13 protein-coding genes are annotated in these 18298 nt (G+C 43.5%); 1 reads left to right on the top strand and 12 read right to left on the bottom strand.

Going from position 1 to position 18298, the window contains the following annotated elements:
- Positions 1-234 precede the first annotated feature (234 nt).
- From ispH to murJ, 6 genes are all read right to left on the bottom strand, one after another.
- Positions 235-1176 carry a 4-hydroxy-3-methylbut-2-enyl diphosphate reductase gene (ispH, locus tag ACTD55_RS03765; protein WP_438862968.1) on the bottom strand — a complete coding sequence of 314 codons (942 nt, stop codon included), beginning with the start codon at positions 1174-1176 and terminating at the stop codon, positions 235-237.
- Between the two features lie 29 nt (positions 1177-1205).
- Positions 1206-1646 carry an FKBP-type peptidyl-prolyl cis-trans isomerase gene (gene fkpB, locus ACTD55_RS03760; protein WP_438862967.1) on the bottom strand — a complete coding sequence of 147 codons (441 nt, stop codon included), beginning with the start codon at positions 1644-1646 and terminating at the stop codon, positions 1206-1208.
- A complete protein-coding gene (lspA, locus tag ACTD55_RS03755; protein ID WP_438862966.1) occupies positions 1639-2133 on the bottom strand; it encodes a signal peptidase II in 495 nt (164 codons plus the stop codon). The genes fkpB and lspA overlap by 8 nt, the downstream gene beginning before the upstream one ends.
- The gene (gene ileS, locus ACTD55_RS03750) at positions 2126-4954 is read right to left on the bottom strand and encodes an isoleucine--tRNA ligase (protein ID WP_438862965.1); all 2829 of its coding nucleotides are present in this window, start codon (positions 4952-4954) and stop codon (positions 2126-2128) included. The genes lspA and ileS overlap by 8 nt, the downstream gene beginning before the upstream one ends.
- A 73-nt stretch (positions 4955-5027) precedes the next feature.
- Positions 5028-5960 carry a bifunctional riboflavin kinase/FAD synthetase gene (gene ribF, locus ACTD55_RS03745; protein ID WP_438862964.1) on the bottom strand — a complete coding sequence of 311 codons (933 nt, stop codon included), beginning with the start codon at positions 5958-5960 and terminating at the stop codon, positions 5028-5030.
- Positions 5961-6109: 149 nt separating this feature from the next.
- The gene (murJ, locus tag ACTD55_RS03740) at positions 6110-7693 is read right to left on the bottom strand and encodes a murein biosynthesis integral membrane protein MurJ (RefSeq protein WP_438862963.1); all 1584 of its coding nucleotides are present in this window, start codon (positions 7691-7693) and stop codon (positions 6110-6112) included.
- Between the two features lie 328 nt (positions 7694-8021).
- Between murJ and ACTD55_RS03735 the strand changes: the two genes are divergently transcribed.
- The gene (locus ACTD55_RS03735) at positions 8022-8771 is read left to right on the top strand and encodes a DUF1194 domain-containing protein (RefSeq protein WP_438862962.1); all 750 of its coding nucleotides are present in this window, start codon (positions 8022-8024) and stop codon (positions 8769-8771) included.
- 62 nt (positions 8772-8833) lie between these two features.
- On the opposite strand, the gene ACTD55_RS03730 is transcribed toward ACTD55_RS03735, so the two are convergent.
- The 6 genes from ACTD55_RS03730 to ACTD55_RS03705 all read right to left on the bottom strand — a co-directional run bounded on the left by ACTD55_RS03730 (position 8834) and on the right by ACTD55_RS03705 (position 18085).
- Entirely contained in the window at positions 8834-9256 is a 423-nt protein-coding gene (locus ACTD55_RS03730; RefSeq protein ID WP_438862961.1) for a hypothetical protein, read from the bottom strand.
- A 55-nt stretch (positions 9257-9311) separates the two neighbouring features.
- Positions 9312-10028 (bottom strand): DUF6445 family protein, encoded by a 717-nt coding sequence (locus tag ACTD55_RS03725; RefSeq protein ID WP_438862960.1) that lies wholly within the window; start codon positions 10026-10028, stop codon positions 9312-9314.
- 4 nt (positions 10029-10032) lie between these two features.
- A complete protein-coding gene (locus ACTD55_RS03720; protein ID WP_438862959.1) occupies positions 10033-11541 on the bottom strand; it encodes a tryptophan halogenase family protein in 1509 nt (502 codons plus the stop codon).
- 35 nt (positions 11542-11576) lie between these two features.
- Positions 11577-13055 (bottom strand): tryptophan 7-halogenase, encoded by a 1479-nt coding sequence (locus ACTD55_RS03715; protein ID WP_438862958.1) that lies wholly within the window; start codon positions 13053-13055, stop codon positions 11577-11579.
- Positions 13052-14596 (bottom strand): tryptophan halogenase family protein, encoded by a 1545-nt coding sequence (locus ACTD55_RS03710; protein WP_438862957.1) that lies wholly within the window; start codon positions 14594-14596, stop codon positions 13052-13054. The genes ACTD55_RS03715 and ACTD55_RS03710 overlap by 4 nt, the downstream gene beginning before the upstream one ends.
- A 150-nt stretch (positions 14597-14746) precedes the next feature.
- On the bottom strand, positions 14747-18085 hold the full coding sequence (locus ACTD55_RS03705) for a TonB-dependent receptor (protein WP_438862956.1): 3339 nt from the start codon (positions 18083-18085) through the stop codon (positions 14747-14749).
- Positions 18086-18298 lie beyond the last annotated feature (213 nt).

The raw sequence follows: 18298 nt of genomic DNA, 5'->3' as shown, positions 1-18298 counted from the left end.
TCTTGAACTGAAAACCCACTCATTGGAAAACCTATGTCGAATTTATGCTATCTAGGTAGTATCGGCCGAAATTAGCCTAATACGATAGTTATAGATTAGCTGAATCTGCTCAAGGTTTGGTTATCAATTCAATGTCAAAGGTATAAAACTGACAATGATGCCCATCTAATCCATCAAAAGATCAGACGGGTAAGTAAAATTTATCGGAATAAGGTTTAAACGGCAGTTAATCCGTTACAACATTTTAATTTGAAGTTCTTTGGGGACCGCAAATTCAATATTCTCAGGACGTCCCGTCACTTCTATTGCTTCGCTGGCACCTAGCATTTTCAACTTTTCGACCACGCCGTTAACTAGCACATCCGGAGCTGAAGCGCCCGCCGTCACTCCCACATTAGCAACGCCATCTAACCACTGGGTTTGAATACATTCAGCATCGTTAATTAAATAAGCGGAAGTCCCCATCTTTAAGGCCAACTCCCTTAAACGATTAGAATTAGAGCTATTGGTTGAGCCTACCACCAACATTAAATCACATTGACCCGCCAATTCTCTTACTGCATCTTGACGGTTTTGGGTGGCATAACAAATATCATCTTTGCGCGGCCCTTCAATAGCTGGAAATTTAGCCCGAAGAGCATCAATCACATCTGCGGTATCATCGACCGACAGGGTGGTTTGACTACAATAATACAAACGACTGGCATCGTTCACTTGCAATTTATCGACATCATCAGCGGATTCAACCAGATAAATTCCCCCTTTCGGGTTACTGTATTGCCCCATAGTGCCTTCCACTTCCGGATGCCCCTGATGCCCGATCAGAATGCATTCCACTCCTTTTTTACTGGCACGAGTAACTTCCATATGGACTTTAGTCACTAATGGGCAAGTCGCATCAAAAACTTTAAGACCACGCCGATCCGCCTCTTTGCGCACCGATTGAGCAACACCGTGGGCGGAAAAAATAACAATACAATCGTCGGGTACTTCATTTAATTCATCAACAAATACCGCTCCACGCTGGCGTAAACCATCCACCACAAATTTGTTATGTACCACTTCATGACGCACATAAATAGGGGGCTCGAAGATCTCCAGCGCACGCTCAACAATGGTGATAGCCCGATCAACACCGGCACAAAAACCGCGGGGATTAGCAAGATGAATTTTCATAATGACCTATCTAGCCCTATTATAACTAGCTAATGAATTTCTAATATTTCAACGGCAAAAATGACGTCCTGACCAGCCAATGGATGATTAAAATCAATGGTTACCGAATCACCGGCAACATCACGCACTATACCGGGAATTTCAGTGCCATCAGGCTGAGTAAAGGCGATAATCATTCCTGCTTCAGCGGGCGTATCCTGTCCGAAACGACTGCGACTCATATGATGAATATTATCCGGATTGGGCTGACCAAATGCATCGTCAGCAGTGAGGCTAAACTCTTTTTTATCACCGGCTTTTAAACCTAATAAACACTTCTCAAAGTTTGCCGTCAAACTGCCATCACCCATCTTAAGCTGAGCAGGCTTATTATTCACTCGAGTACTATCAGCCGCCGAACCGTCCTGTAATTTAAGATCAAAATGCAATACTACGCGGCTATCCGCGTTGATTAATCCAACATCACTCATCTTTTATACCGTTATTTCTTAATGCATCAAAAATTAATAGCACCGCGCCAACAAAAATGGCACTGTCGGCAATATTAAAAGTTGGCCAATGCCACTGCTGATAATACACATCTAAAAAATCGATCACATAACCGTAGTGCAGGCGATCGTACACATTACCCAACGCACCACTAAGCACCAATGCAAAGGCCGCAGGTAACAGTTTCTGTTCAGCTTTACATTGCTTAAGCCAATATAAAATCAGCACACTAACCACTAGCGCGATTGCGGTAAAAAACCAACGTTGCCAACCGCCTTCCGTACTTAAAAAACTAAAGGCAGCTCCATGATTCTGTACATAAGTAATACTGAACATAGGGATTACCGAAATCGATTCATATAAATCCATATCAGCAATCACCCACTGTTTAGACACCTGATCAATAACTAACATCAACACGGTTAACCACAGCCAGCGCAGACCTGAGGTACGAAACATATTAAGCATATTGACGTTGCTCGCCTTCACCTTCAATGTTGTCTACACAACGGACGCACAGCTCAGGATGATCAGTTTGACTCCCCACATCTTCACGATAATGCCAGCAACGGACACATTTCTCCCCTGCCGACACGCTAATTTGAATCCATAATCCATCCAACTCAGTGGCAATTGCGCCATCAGGAGCTTGTTCAACCGTGATGACCTTAGCAGCAGAGGTAATCAACACAAAGCGCAATTCATCTTCCAATGTTGCCAATATTTCAGCCAGTTCTGGCGTGGCATAAAGCGTTACTTCAGCTTGTAATGAGCCACCAATCTGATTATCACGGCGTGCTTGTTCAAGCGCCCCATTGACTTGATCCTTAACCGCCATAATGCGTTGCCAGAATCCATTGTCGAACGTCGCTTGCACCGCATTTAATCCAAAATCCTGATACCACTGGCCGGTAAAGACAAATTCATCGCGCTTTCCGGGCATGGCTTGCCAAATTTCCTGAGCGGTAAAACTCATAATGGGTGCAATCCAGCGTGTTAACGCTTCAGCAATATGGAACAGCGCAGTTTGACAGGAGCGTCGAGCGACACTATCTGATTTAGCCGTGTATTGCCGATCTTTAATAATGTCCAAATAAAAACTACCCATTTCGATGGAGCAGAAATGCATTAGTTTCTGGCATATTTGCAGGAAATCATAGTTGTCATAATCCACCAGCAATTCTTGTTGCAACTGTTCAGCCCGTTGCACAGCCCATAGATCTAGCGCGACCAACTGTTGGGCCGCAACCAAATCAGTCTCTGGGTTAAACCCATTCAAATTTGCCAGTAAAAAACGAGCGGTGTTTCGAATACGGCGATAAGAATCGGCTGCACGTTTTAAGATCTCGTCGGAAACCGTCATTTCCCCACGATAATCGGTAGACGCCACCCACAAGCGTAAAATATCGGCTCCCAGTTTGTTCATCACCTCTTGTGGAGAGACGACATTACCAATCGATTTGGACATTTTTTTGCCATTCGCATCGACGGTAAAACCATGGGTTAATACTTGTTTGTATGGGGCTTTGTCACTCATTGCCACCGAGGTCATCAACGACGACATAAACCAACCACGATGTTGGTCAGAACCTTCCAAATACAAGTCTGCAGATGCCGGAATATCGTCACGCTGGTCAACCACGAAAAAGTGAGTCACACCAGAATCAAACCACACATCCAACGTATCTTTAACTTTGATATAGGTTCCCGCATCGTCACCTAATAATGTGGCGTCATCCAAATCCCACCACGCCTGAATCCCTTTTTGTTCAACCAGTTTGGCTACTTGTTCAAGTAACTCAGCGCTACGTGGGTGTAAATCTCCGCTATCCTTGTGCACAAATAACGCAATGGGTACACCCCAGGTACGCTGGCGGGAAATACACCAGTCTGGACGACCTTCGACCATTTTTGCGATGCGACTTTCACCCCATTCGGGGATCCAGCGAGTTTGTTTAATTTGTTCTAATGATTTTTGACGTAAACCATTCTTCTCCATGCTAATAAACCACTGCGGGGTAGCACGAAAAATAATTGGCGTTTTATGTCGCCAACAATGGGGATAACTGTGTTCAAACGCATGGTGATGTAACAACGCACCTTTTTGTTCCAACACCTCAACTATTGAGGCATTGGCTTTAAATACATGCTGGCCACCAAAAAGTTCGGTCTCTGGGAAATAAACTCCGTTTGCCGCAACTGGATTAGCCACTTCGAGATCATATTGACGACCCACATTAAAGTCATCCACACCGTGGCCTGGCGCAGTGTGGACTAGCCCCGTACCAGAATCAGTCGTGACATGGTCACCTAAAATAACCGGGACGGAAAAATCATAAAAAGGATGCTGTACTTGAACCAACTCAAGCGCCTGGCCTTTGCAATAACCCAACGCGTGGTAATGATCGAATCCAAAACGATCCATACAATCTTTGACCAAATCCGATGCCAAAATCAGTCGACGAGGATTATGGTCATCTTCAATTTGTACCAGACAGTAATCAAGTTCAGCATTAACGCTAATAGCGCGGTTAGCTGGCAATGTCCAAGGCGTAGTTGTCCAGATCGCCACCGAAATTTCACCCTGCCCCGCATGTCCATCGGGATGATCGAATAAATCAGCAACGTTCTGGGTATCAATGACTTTAAAAGCCACATCAATAGCTGGCGACTGTTTATCTTTGTATTCCACTTCAGCTTCGGCCAACGCCGAGCCACAATCTGTACACCAATGCACCGGCTTAAAGCCTTTTTCAATGTGTCCTGCGTCAATCACTTTACCTAATACGCGGATAATGTCGGCTTCGGAGCGATACTCCATGGTTTTATACGGATTATCCCACTCGCCTAATACCCCTAAACGGATGAAATCCTTTTTCTGACCGTCGATTTGCTTATTGGCGTAATCACGGCATTTTTGTCTGAATTCTGCTGCGCTGACTTTTTGACCGGGTTTACCGACTTTCTTTTCGACCTGCAACTCTATGGGCAAACCATGACAATCCCAGCCGGGCACATAAGGGGCATCAAAATCTGACAACGTTCTAGCTTTTACAATAATGTCTTTAAGAATTTTATTCACTGCGTGGCCAATATGAATATCACCATTGGCATAAGGAGGGCCGTCATGCAAAACAAAAGGGGTTTTACCTTTTTTAGCCTGACGGATTTTGTAATAGAGCTCAGTATCGGTCCAGTGCTTGAGCATCTGTGGCTCCCGCTGGGCTAAATTACCACGCATGGGAAACTCAGTTTCCGGCAAATTCAGAGTATGCTTGTAATCGCTCATTTGTTGTTAAATCCAGTCATTATTGTTGAGGACATTCCCATTGGGATATATCCCATTAAAAAAGTGTTTCGCCTTAGCTATTAGGCAAGGATAAAAATTCTCGGGCCTGTTGAGCATCGATTTGTATTTGCTGCTGTAATTGCTGCAAAGAGGCAAATCTTCGTTCATCACGCAATTTTTTCAGTAATTCTACTTCAATATGACAACCGTATAAATGTTCATCGAAATCAAATAAATGCACTTCTAACTGAGAACGGGTGCCATTCAGTGTTGGACGGGTCCCAATATTGGCCACACCATCAAATACCCCCAAAGCGCTTTTTACCCTAACGGCAAAGACCCCTGCAACGGGGGCTTTACATCGGTTGAGCAATAAGTTGGCGGTAGGAAAACCAATCGTCCGACCTTTTTTGTCGCCATGGATGACTTTGCTGGCAATACTGAACTTGCGTCCCAGCATGGATTCAGCCAATGCCATATCACCCTCAGCTAACGCATTGCGCACGGCAGTGGAGCTAATTCGGCAATCCTGCAAACGGAAACTTTGGGTACTTACCACACTAAATCCACATTGCTGCCCTTCCATCTGCAGCATTTTAAAATCACCGGTACGATCATGGCCAAAGCGAAAGTCGTCACCAACCACTAAAAATTGGATACCCAATTTATCTACCAGTAAATCTTCAACAAAGTGACGGGCACTTTGTAGCGAAAAGTGACGATCAAACTTAACACAAATCAGTCTGTCCACACCGAGCTTTTTTAGTTCGGTATATTTATCGCGCAAACGACTTAAACGTGCAGGTGCTGTATCGGGCCGGAATAATTCTTCAGGCTGGGGTTCAAATACCATTACCGTAGCCGGTAATGACATCTTACGAGCTTGTTCCACCAAATTCTTTAATACCGCCTGATGGCCAAGGTGCACCCCGTCAAATTTGCCAATCGTCAACACACAGCCCTTATGTCTGTGTCGAATATTGTGCAAACCCCTAACTAATTCCACCGTTACCTCATCAATTGACTCTAATACCGCCCACTTTAATTATTAACGTGTATAGAGTACGCGTAAAAAACAGCGGATTATAACTAACTATGCTCGTAAAAAAAGCATCTGCACCTGACGGATTGAGATTTATTTGTTGCCAGACAGGATCAACTATCTACATTAGTCATCGCTGAGTGATTTCTGACTAGGGCGTCGGGTCTCGCGCCAAGTAAAAATAAGCTCGTTAAAAAAACCAACGCGGCGCAGATAATACTGCCACTCAATACCCCAATTTGCTGCCAGGTAGACCATTGTATCCACTGGCTTATTACCGGTAATAACCAGACTAAACCGACTGCCATAATCACTGCCGACACGGCAACACGAGCAACAAAGATTAACGTGGGCAATCCACATTGGTAAATATCGCTACGATGCAGACGTTGATATAACAACGATACATTCAATAATGCCGATAGTGAGGTTGCTATTGCTAGTCCCACATAGCCATATTGATAAGCAAAAATTACATTAAAGCCCATATTGGCAATCATCGCCCAAATACCATATTTGACCGGAGTTTTAACATCTTGACGAGAATAAAATCCGGGAGCCAAAACTTTAATCAACATAAAGCTAAGTAATCCGCTGGCGTAAGCAATCAAGCTATAGGACGCCATAGTGGCATCGACAGGAGAAAATTCGCCACGCTGGAACAGTACTAATAACATTGGCTCAGCCAACACAATCAGTCCTGTCGCAGCGGGGATCCCTAACAAACAAATCATTTTCACCGACCAATCCATATTACTGGAAAATAATCGATGATCCTGCGCGGCGTGATTTCGCGACAATGTAGGTAATATGACGGTGGCAATCGCAATCCCGAACAGCCCCAACGGAAACTCCAGCAAACGATCTGCATAATATAACCAGCTAATAGAACCATCTTGTAAATAACTGGCGATAAAGGTATCAAACAATAAATTAATCTGACTGACCGACACACCAAATAATGCTGGAATCATCAGTTTTCTGACTCTCGACACTTGAGGATCGCGCCACCCCCATTTGGGCTTCACTAACAAACCAGTTTGCCGCAAAAATGGAATTTGGAACAAAAATTGAATTAACCCACCTAAAAATACGCCCCATGCCAAACCAATCGCAGGCGTCTCCAAATGAGGTGACAAATATAATGCTGCACTGATAATCGCAACGTTCAATAACACGGGGGTAAACGCCGCTACAGCAAACTTGTTCAACGTATTGAGAATGGCTCCGGATAAAGCCGTTAGGGTGACAAAAAACAGGTAAGGAAAAGTAATTTTAAGCATTAGGCTAGTCAGTTCATACTTGCCTGCGTCGGGACCATCGTTGAGATAGTCAATAAACCAACCATTAGCAAATAGCATCGCCAGCACCGGTGAACCCACCACACCTAGTATCGTCACCAGCATCACCAACGTCCCTAACGTGCCGGATACCCGTGCCACAAATAGGCGCAATTGCTGTTCATCATTCTGGTGATGGACTTCACTTAACATTGGGATAAAGGCTTGGGCAAACGCACCTTCGGCAAACAGTCTACGCAAAAAATTGGGAATTTTATTGGCTAACAGGAATACATCAGCGGTGCCGCCAGCGCCCAGTAGATTGGCTACAATCACATCACGGGCCAAGCCCATAACACGTGACAAAAAGGTCATCGAGCTGACAATTACACCAGATTTAAATAACTTACCGGACAATTAGCTACCCTTATATCAATTAATCTTTCTATTATGCGGCAGTTAACGACGAGTAAAAACCTAAAAATACCCGTCTCATCAATAAATCAGTCCGTAATTTGCCTCCATGTCTATTTTTAATGTCAAATTTCTTTACACGAGAAACACACCAATTATTCAAAAAAAAACCAACATTTTGATAAGTAAGGATTTTAACTTTATGGAACAGTTAATGCTTAGACTCTGCATCAACAACGGTTGACGTCTCTCCTGACGCTTTTGGAAAGTACCGAAATTGAAATAGCAATTTGTTAATTTGATTTTACTTTGAATATGTTTAGGAGAAACAATGAAAAAATTCATTAAGCGTACGCTTATCCCACTGATCCTTGGATTATCTTTTAGTACCACCAGTAATGCGACTATTGTTGAACTTTCATTATTAGTCGATGCCTCTGGCAGTATTAGTAACTCCGATTTCAGTTTACAAATAGATGCCTACGAGAATATTTTTGCTTCTAGTACATTTTTTGATGATCATTTAAATGCTGGTGATTCGTTACTGGTTAATATGATCTTATTCGGCGCAAAAGTAGCCGAAAAAGTGTCTTGGCATACGATTACCGATAACGCTAGTGCTGCAGCTTTCTCTGCCGCAGTAGGGTTGGTTAATCGAACTGGTTTTTCTACTGGTGCCACATGGACAGGCTCTGGCTTACAAGCCGCTTTAATCGCCATTATGAGTAATGGTGTCGATGGAGATCGACAAATCGTCGATATTTCCACAGATGGAAACCCTAACCCAAACTCTGAACAATCATTAGCCTTGAATCAAGCCTCTTTGGCTAACAGTAACGGTATTGTGGTCAATGCCATAGGAGTAGGCAATGGCATAGGTACAACTTTCCTTAATAATCTAACAACCGCTGGGGGAGGCTTTTTTGTCACCGCGAATAGCTTTGCTGATTTTGAAGCTAATCTTGCCTCCAAATTGCGCCGAGAAATCAAAGGAGAACCAGTACCTGAACCTTCGGCTTTAGTTTTATTAGGATTGGGTTTATTGTTAATGGCTAGGTTTAGAAAAGCGAAACAGAATTAACAGGAGTTGTCGGAGCCTGCATGAATGAAGTAGCGCAGGCTCAATTTTATTCCAGGTTAAAGTTACTTTTCAGTACTCATTTGATTCAATTGGTCTGCCAACCACTGTCTAGCAAGTTGCTCATCGGTAAAAAACGCGTGGGGCAACCCCACTTGCTGGTAAAAACTTCCCCATAAGTGGATTGCCATATTACTGTACATTACATTATCTAACAGCACCGCTACGGCAGCCATACCTGCTTGCTTGGCATCGGCAATAGAGCTTTTCATGGCTTCAGTCGCTTCATGGGTTATTAATGAGTCACCATGAAAAATAACCAGATTTCCCCATACTGAGCCGGCTAACTGTTGCCGAAAAACTTGTACCTCACGTCGATAGCGTTGAATAAGCTCAATATTGGCGGGGCCTTCAGCATCAACGACCAAAACATTCCCTTCAATTTTGAGTTCAAAATGGCCATGATCGGGAAACATACTGTTAGTCATAGAGTATTTAACCTCGCGCTAAATTAAAAAGTATCATTTAGAGGTACTTTCATCATCAACAATGCAAAAAAGATGCAATAGTGAATCGGCCCGTGGTCGGATTCATATCAAATGAATAGTCCTCGCCAATATTGCCAGAATGCAAGCTGGAACATCGGTAAATCAACAAACGATTAAATTTGGCCGGCACAGATTTAATTCGCTCAAACAACGGTGTATCACCATCAATATAACCTTCCGGCATACCGTATTGAGCAACATCTGCATCCAGTTGACGAAAATACTCATCGGTTCTGCCCATATCCACATATTCATAACGAGTCTGCCGATGACGATAAAACGATGTCCCACCATGTTGCGCTCCGCAAAGATAATGCAACATCGCGATTTCGTCTGGGTTAGGCTGGTCAAAATGAGGGATACGCTGTGCGGGTTGCAACTGTGCCGTTGGCGTGGTCACCAAAGAAAAATAACTGTCGACACTTTTTATATCATCCGGTGTTAAACAAAATGTTCGGCAAATTAAAGCTGAAAGATGCTCTAACACAGCTTGTTTATAAGTTTGCGGCACCGGTGAACGTAACCCCGGATACAATCCGCTGGCAGGCAAGACATTGTGTTGCTGCAGGGCAAAATCAATCAAACTTTCGGCTTCAGTCAAATACTGATCAACAATAATCAACGGTTGCTGTTCGTCACCAATTGTCTGAATCTGGTAGCTAAAATCAGCATGGAGAGTTGCTATCGAGGTAGCCCTGTCGTTGCCTGACATTAGCTTACATTTTCTCCGCTTTACAATGCTTATCGATAAACTCCTGATGGCCAGGCATATAATCGGTCGATTTACGCACAACAGACTTAATGCTATCTAATCGACGTTGCAACTCTTCATCACTAAAAGCATCCACCAGCGCATGGTAGGATTCAGGCCTAATCCCCTGACCGTACATCACCTCAAACCAGCTTAAATCATTAAACATTTCATTATTAAAACGGGCAATGCGACCATTGCGCTTAAATTGCTCAATTTTTTGGGTCAATTCAGGGGGCACTGGCATGCTTCGGCAATAATCCCAAAAGGGTGAATCATTCCGTTCCGTTGCGTAATAATGCAGGATCAAAAAATCACGAATGCGTTCGTATTCAAAATCGATTTGACGGTTATATTCGTCAATATCTTCCTGATCGAAATTTTTGTTGGGAAAAAAGCTGAATAACTTCGATAACGCAGATTGCACCAAATGAATACTGGTGGATTCCAGCGGTTCCATAAATCCGGCAGCCAGCCCCAATGCCAGACAATTTTTGTTCCAGCTTTTGTTACGTTTTCCGGTCACAAACCGCAATAATTTAGGCTCAGCCAAAGCCTCACCATCCAGATTTTCCAGTAGAATCTGGGTTGCCTCTTCATCAGACATATATTTACTACAATAAACATGGCCATTCCCGATTCTATTTTGCAGTGGAATACGCCATTGCCAACCGGCTTTTCGAGCGGTGGAACGAGTATACGACCATGGTTCACCGGCACTAGCACAAGGTACCGCCACCGCACGATCACAAGGCAACCAGTGCGACCAGTCTTCATAACCAGTTTGTAACGCTTCTTCTATCAGTACCCCTTTAAAGCCTGAACAATCAATAAAAAAGTCAGCTTGATATTCATTACCATCATCCAGTTGCACCGAATGGATAAATCCGTCCTCACGCAAATTAGTTTTGACCACTTTTCCTTCGGTACGCACTACGCCTTTGGCTTCAGATAGTTCTCGTAAGTATTTGGCATATAACCCGGCATCAAAATGGAACGCATAAGCGATATTAGATAGTGGAGAGTTACCCGCATCAATAGAACGCATAAAGCGATTTTCGTGACATGCCATAGCGGTTAGCGTGTATTCGTCGATATGTGCAGCTTTTCCCTGCGCGCGCATTTTTAACCAATACTGGTAAAAATGTACCCCATCCATATCTTTGCCGACATCACCAAAGGCATGAAAATAACTGCTGCCAGGTTTGTCCCAATCAACAAACTGGATCCCTAACTTAAATGTGGCCTGAGTTTTACGCACAAACTCATCTTCATCAAAACCGAGCAACTGGTTATACAGCTGAATTTGCGGGATAGTTGCCTCACCCACGCCTACCGTACCGATTTGTTCCGATTCAACCAGCTGAATTTGACAAAAGTCATTACCTAGCACTTTGGACAAAGCCGCTGCGGCCATCCAGCCAGCAGTTCCCCCTCCTAGAATTAATATTTTGTTTATTTTGTTGTTTTGCATATTGTTATGACTTCCACATCTAAAAAGACATCGTTTTATGAACGAATAAACTGTTGATAAAAATCTCGATAACGGGGCATTCCAGCCACCAGGTTATCAATAGATGACGTTATTTGAATAAATGAATGATGAAGCTGTTCATTACTGAGATTAGATAAATATAAGCTTGGCTGTTGTGGGCGAATCCCCATACCAGTTAATAAGCTATACCACGCGTTGTCGCTAACTGCATCGCTATTAGCCAATGGTAAACGCCCCAATCGCTGAAACATTTCCAATCGCTGTTGCAAGGTTGCGGATACCATTAATTCTCGTTTACCTTCTTGTTGTTCAATCAGCCAATAATGGCACTGTACATAATCATTGGCTTCATCAACAAACTGCTGCCATTGTTGATTAAAGTAGTGGGCATTAATAGCCTGATTAGTTAACGATGGATATAGCCCCAAAAATTGTATCAGCGCGGCTTGTACAAAAAACAATTCTGAAAAAAACAGCTTACTATTATTAACCGCTGCACTACCAACCAACAAACAGTTACCACGCCACACTTTTTTGCGCATCTGTAGTTGGTTTTGCCGATGCACAATTTTTTCTGTCTGTCCGACCGATAATGACAAATAATCCGATAACCATTGATTGATTTCAGCTTCACTCACTTGTTGGCTAGCATATTCTAGTTGTACACCGGTTCGTTCGGTTAAAGCGCTCTTTTTTAACCACCCCCAAGATGTGACTTGTAGTTGGTTAAAGGGCTGATCAATACTAGCTGGATCCTCGATAATACATTCTGCCAGTTTGTCCCAATGCGCATCAATAATTCCAGTGGCAATATCATCTTCATCATCCGTTAAACAGCCTGATTCTCCGCTGCAGTCAATCCAGAAATCCGCTGTGATATTTTGCTGACCATCTAGCTTTATCGACTCTATATGCTGATTCTTCCCACGAGTCGCTGTCACATGATCAGCTTGCAAAAAAGTGACTTTATGCGCTAATGCAAACTGTTTAAGTTGCTGTGCATAGGCACTAGCATCCAAATTAACCGCAAACGTTAGAGCTTGATGTAAATCGGGCCGACTAGCTGGAGGGATAGCGAACTTTCCCTGTCGAGCAGCCTGTATAGCAATACATGCTGATTCAATTTGAATAGTATGATCCTGCTGCAGAAGCCTAAATAACCCCTGCATGAATTCACTGTCTGCCGTTTGAATGCCATACTGCCCATAAGGTACAAACCATTCACGCTGCTCATATAAATAACGCTGCCCTAAACTGAATGTGCCCTGAGATTGTGACAATACTGCTTGGAATGGTAATTTTAAGATGTCGCACAAGGGAATAAATTCACTGCCCGTGCATTCTACTTGGCTATTCACTTTCCCTTTTATTTCTACTGCACTAATACGGACGGGCTGATCGGCCAACTGTGATGATAAAATCGCGGCAGACATCATCAAGGGTAGATGCTCCCCGACCAACACTATGTGTTTAATGCCCCCTGAGTTATTCATGCTCTACCGCCATACAAACTTAGCGGAGCCTTAGGATACCCATTAAACTCAGTGCGTCGCGTTTGCTCGATCGCGACATTGTGGCTTTGCATTCCTTGCGCCGTTTTATCAATCTGCTCAGCGAGTTGCCGCACGTATCGCTGCAATTTATCGGTAGGATAAGCCAATACCCTAGGGTCGTACTGTTGTGGCAACCAGCCTTGGCCTAGATAAACGGACAACCAACTTGCAGGCATAAACAATCCTTGGCGATAAAGGCTGATGTGAGCACTTTGTTTAAACAGTGTCATTTGTTGCTGCAATGAATCAGGGATTGGCATATTTTGGCAATATCGCCAAAATTCCGAATCCTCACGCTGATTAAGTTTGTAATGTAAAATCAGAAAATCTCTGACTCGTTCATATTCGGTATCTAAATGCTGATTAAATGCATTTCGCTCTACCTCACATGCCTGATCGACAGGAAAGTATTCAATCAACTTCTGAATGGCTATTTGGGTTAAATACAAACTAGTTGATTCCAGCGGCTCTAAAAAGCCCGCGGATAACCCAATCGCGACACAGTTCTTATGCCATGATTGATTACGTTTACCGGTAGTAAAACGTAACATTCTGGGCTCGGCCAAAGCAGGCTCTTCAAGACCGTCGAGCAAAATAGTATGAGCCTCATCATCAGACAAATACTCACTACAAAATACCAGTCCATTACCGGTTCGATGTTGAACCGGCACCCGCCATTGCCAGCCGACTTTTTTGGCCGCTGAACGTGTGTAGGGAGGCGGATTGATAGCCTTTTGGCTCGCCACTGCCAACGCTTTATCGCACGGTAGCCAATGGGTCCAATCCTGATAACCGGTTTTTAATGCTTGCTCAATTAACACTCCACGAAAACCAGAACAATCAATAAACAAATCACCACAAATAATTTGCCCTGATTCGAGTTGTACCGACTGAATATCACCGCTTTCAGGCGCAAGATTAACTTGGTTAACTTTGCCTTCAATAGCCATGACACCGCGCTTTAACGAGTAAGACTTTAAATATTGAGCATATAACGTCGCATCAAGATGAAATGCATAACTATAATCCGCGAGTAATGGATTTTTATCTTGCTGTTGATACTGAAACTTATGCTTAAGCGCCGCAACTACCGCGATAGAAAATTGATCGAATTCAGGGATATTGCCCTGTTGCTGCAGATGTAACCAAAAATGATGAAAATTAATGCCATTGATATCATGCCCACTGCGGCCAAACGGGTGCATGTAGCAACTTTGGGGCGTTCCCCACCCCTCGAACTGAATAGCTAATTTATACGTTGCACCGGTGGCGCGCATAAACTCATTTTCATCAATGCCTAGCATTTGATTAAATTGTCGAATATGCGGAATCGTGGCTTCTCCGACACCAACCGTACCAATCATACTCGATTCTATTTGAATGATCTCAAACTGCTGGGTAGGTAAAAAGCAAGCTAGTCCTGCGGCTGTCATCCAACCAGCAGAGCCTCCACCTACAATAACGACTTTTGTTTTTTCCATCACCAATTCTGATTCAAACCTCAACTTCTGTGATTATCACTTTATACCAGTAACAATCAGAAATATTGAGAAATACCTATTTTATCAATAGAAACAAAAATGCGCCCTGATGACTCAGAGCGCATTAAAGTTAATTAAGCAATGATGTATTTAAAAATTACCACGTACAACAAAGGCTATACGGCGATCAGATTCAAACCATGAACGACCTGCTTCCAGATAATCATCATTCAATATCATGATGGTTTCAGATACAGAGTTAGTCAGGTTGGTGCCCTGTAATCCCACCGTTATATTATCGGTGACATTGTAAAACACAGAACCATCCAACTGCCCGTGATCGTCATACCATAATGGCGCTTTACTAATAACATCACGAGTGGTCAGCAGATAACGGGAACGCCAGTTGTAGGCCAAACGAGCACTCCAACCATTTTTCTCATACATGCCCACCAAGTTGACGGTGTTCTTAGATTGTCCTTGCAACGGCACGTTATCCAATGTTACTCGAATACCCGTGTCATTATCCAAATTCCCCACCCAAGAAGCATCATCATAAGATTCTTCATTGTTAGGTACACCACTGGCATCAATATAGGTATAAGTAGCTTGAATACCTAAACCATCCCAAGGCTCAGGTAACATATCAAAGAATTGCTGATATGCCACTTCTAAACCATCCATAGTACCTTCACCACCATTAGTCGTGGTAGACACTAATACCGTTTGTTCTTCACCGGTAGAAGGGTTAGTAAAGGAACGTGGGAAACCACCTTGAATAAAGTAATTACTCAAGTCTTTATGGAAAATCGTGGCACTTAATTGCCCCACATCAGCAAAATACCATTCCAAGCCAATATCGTACTGAACCGACTCCATCGGCTCCAACAACGGGTTACCGCCACTGCCTGTCCAAGAGCCCACATAAGCTTCCTGAATCAGATTATCTTCCGGCTCAGGCGGATTCTCAGGGTCAATGGGGCCTCCTGCACGTATGGTTGTCACATCACTACCGCCCAAGGATGCATAGTTTGTTACATCCCCCATATCCGGTAAGGCTACTGCCTTCGAGAAGGCTAAACGGCCGATTAAGTCGTCTGTTAACTCAACTTTAAGGTTAAAGCTGGGTAAAAACATTTTGAAGGTTTTCTCAGCTGCCAATTCTTGCTCATAATCATTACCAAAGCCTCTTGATGCATCGGATAAATAATTATTTTGGTCACTGATCCACTCATTGGCTTCAATTACGTCACGCGCGGTTAAACTTGGATCTGCCGCAATTTGATCATTAATAAAACCAGTTACGATCTCTGGTGTTAACTGAACATTACCAATTGACGCTGGTGGCGCAAAATCAGGTACTAAATCAGGGAAACGCACCGAGCCTGTAGCTTCACGTTTTAACTCCACATAACGCACACCAATGTTACCGGTATAACGAATGTCATCATCCCCTTCAAAGTTCAGTCGCACATAAACGGCGTTATTGGTTTCAGTGGTATTACTCACTTCTCCCGGAGTGAAAAGGCCAAATTCAGCATCAACCCCGTCACGATCCCGGTAAGGAACCCAAGAGCCACCTGCCGTCATGTAAGGTTTAGCACCTTCCATAATCGAGCGCACATACGCTTCGGTCATATGAATGGTTTTATTACCCGGAATAGTGGCAACATTACCGCCCATGAAATCAGACCAATCTACGGACTCATAAGCATTTGGGTCAATCTCAGACGTAGTAGCCAACCATGCCGCCGGAGCAGAACCACTAAACTCTGGGCCTAATGCCCCCCAGTTCCAGTCTGTTTTACGAATAGTCTGTTCACGTTTGGCATAACGAACACCCATTTCCACTGAATTAAAAATGCCTGCATTTTCAAGGAAATATTTACCATCTAAACGTGCCGCAAGAGAGTCCCCTTCAGAGCGCTCATAATGATCCATCGCTGAACGTAAGAAGTATGAATTAGGATCATTAAAGTAATTGCTGTCACCGGCAGAATCACCAGAGAAACCAGGATAACCTGTCGCAAACGCATCAGGATTGGCATCACGAGCACCTAACCATGGTTCAATCAGCGTTACTTCAGGCATACTGCCTGTGACATCATATTGCTGAGCGGCAAAGGTTCCTGTGTGCACTACCACATCATCATCACTAGTATCGGCTTTAATATATTGAATATCACCGGTTAATGTCAGGTTTTCAGTCGCCAACCAGCGTAAATTCAGTGAATAGTCTTCCACCAACGTGCTGGTATCTTTAACTCGGCTATCCAATTGGGTTTTATGTCCAAATTGGTTAGTAGGGTTATCACCCCATTGGCGAGGTACATGATCCTGGTTACCATCAGCAGAACGCCAGCCTCCAGCGCCTTGAGTAATAGTACCGGATTCAAAACGGCCCATATCATCAAAAGCAAATTGAGTTCCGTCTAATGGACGAGAAGCATCTTCACCAGCGACATTTTGCTTATAGCTACCTTGATATTTAATCGCCTGCTCATGCCAAGAAAGTTTGGCATCTGAGCGGATATATTGGAAAGTCGCTAATAAACTGTCATCAGCGGTTTCAAACTGCATTGCAGTAGAAAAACCTTCCCGTTTACGGTCATCTACTTTTTTTAATAAGTTAGCCGCATTGGGCATCCATACTGTACCGGAGCCATCACCAACAAAATCTTCAGCACCAGCTATATCGCTAGCTTTATATTGAACGTAGGCATCAGACTGAATACCTTCAGAGGCACCGTGCAACGTTGAATTAGCATAGTTAAGTAACAGCCCAAACTCAGCACCACTAGCCAGTTCCCAACGATCACTGTACAAGGCAGAAAAGGTAGGGCTACCTTGTTCGGCAATGTCACCGTAAGAATAATCGGCATTAAAAGCAAAAACACGGTCTTGTGAATCAAATGGCTTACGGGTACGTAAACTGATCGTACCTCCAATACCGCCTTCTATCATATCGGCAGTTTGGCTCTTATACACGTCTACACCACCCATTAATTCAGGTGATACATCCTGAAATGACAAGCCGCGACCAGAGTTAGCTGTAAACGAATCACGGCCATTAAACTCTGAACGTGTTTGAGTCATACCACGAATAATCGCGCCAGAGCCTTCAACACTGAAGTGATCAGGATCATCTGGACCGGCAAAACGTTCTACCGATACACCGGGCAAACGTTGAATCGCTTCCAGTACACTTCGATCCGGTAGTGAACCAATATCACTAGCAGTAATGGAATCCACTACCGTATCTGAATTACGTTTAAGATTCTGTGCATTAAGTAGGTTCGCTCTGGTACCACGAACTTCAATTTGCTCAACACCTTGTTCATCCGCAGTTTTATCGGCATCCGCTGCTGGCTCAGCTTGCTGACCATAAGCAGTCATGCTTAGCCCCATCATTGCCATGGCAATTAATGACTTTCTGAAGATAGGTTTATTCAATTTATTATTGTTCGAATTAACACGTTGATGTGCCATCGTTATACTCCACTGTCGTCTCATTATTAACATACGTTATTGCTAATTCCTGCTCTTACGGCAAGCTACACATTGAAAACGTTTACAACATTTATCAACAAGCCACCACATTCATCTCAAATATAGGTATGTTTCAGTATGGATAGTGCGCGACAGCTTGTTAGCAGTCAAACGTTAGCGCAAATTTCGCAACATTAAAACAATAAATCGAAA

Source organism: Neptunicella sp. (genome assembly GCF_048268085.1).
In the GTDB taxonomy this organism is placed as follows: domain Bacteria; phylum Pseudomonadota; class Gammaproteobacteria; order Enterobacterales; family Alteromonadaceae; genus Neptunicella.
This window is presented reverse-complemented; position numbering and strand designations above follow the sequence as displayed.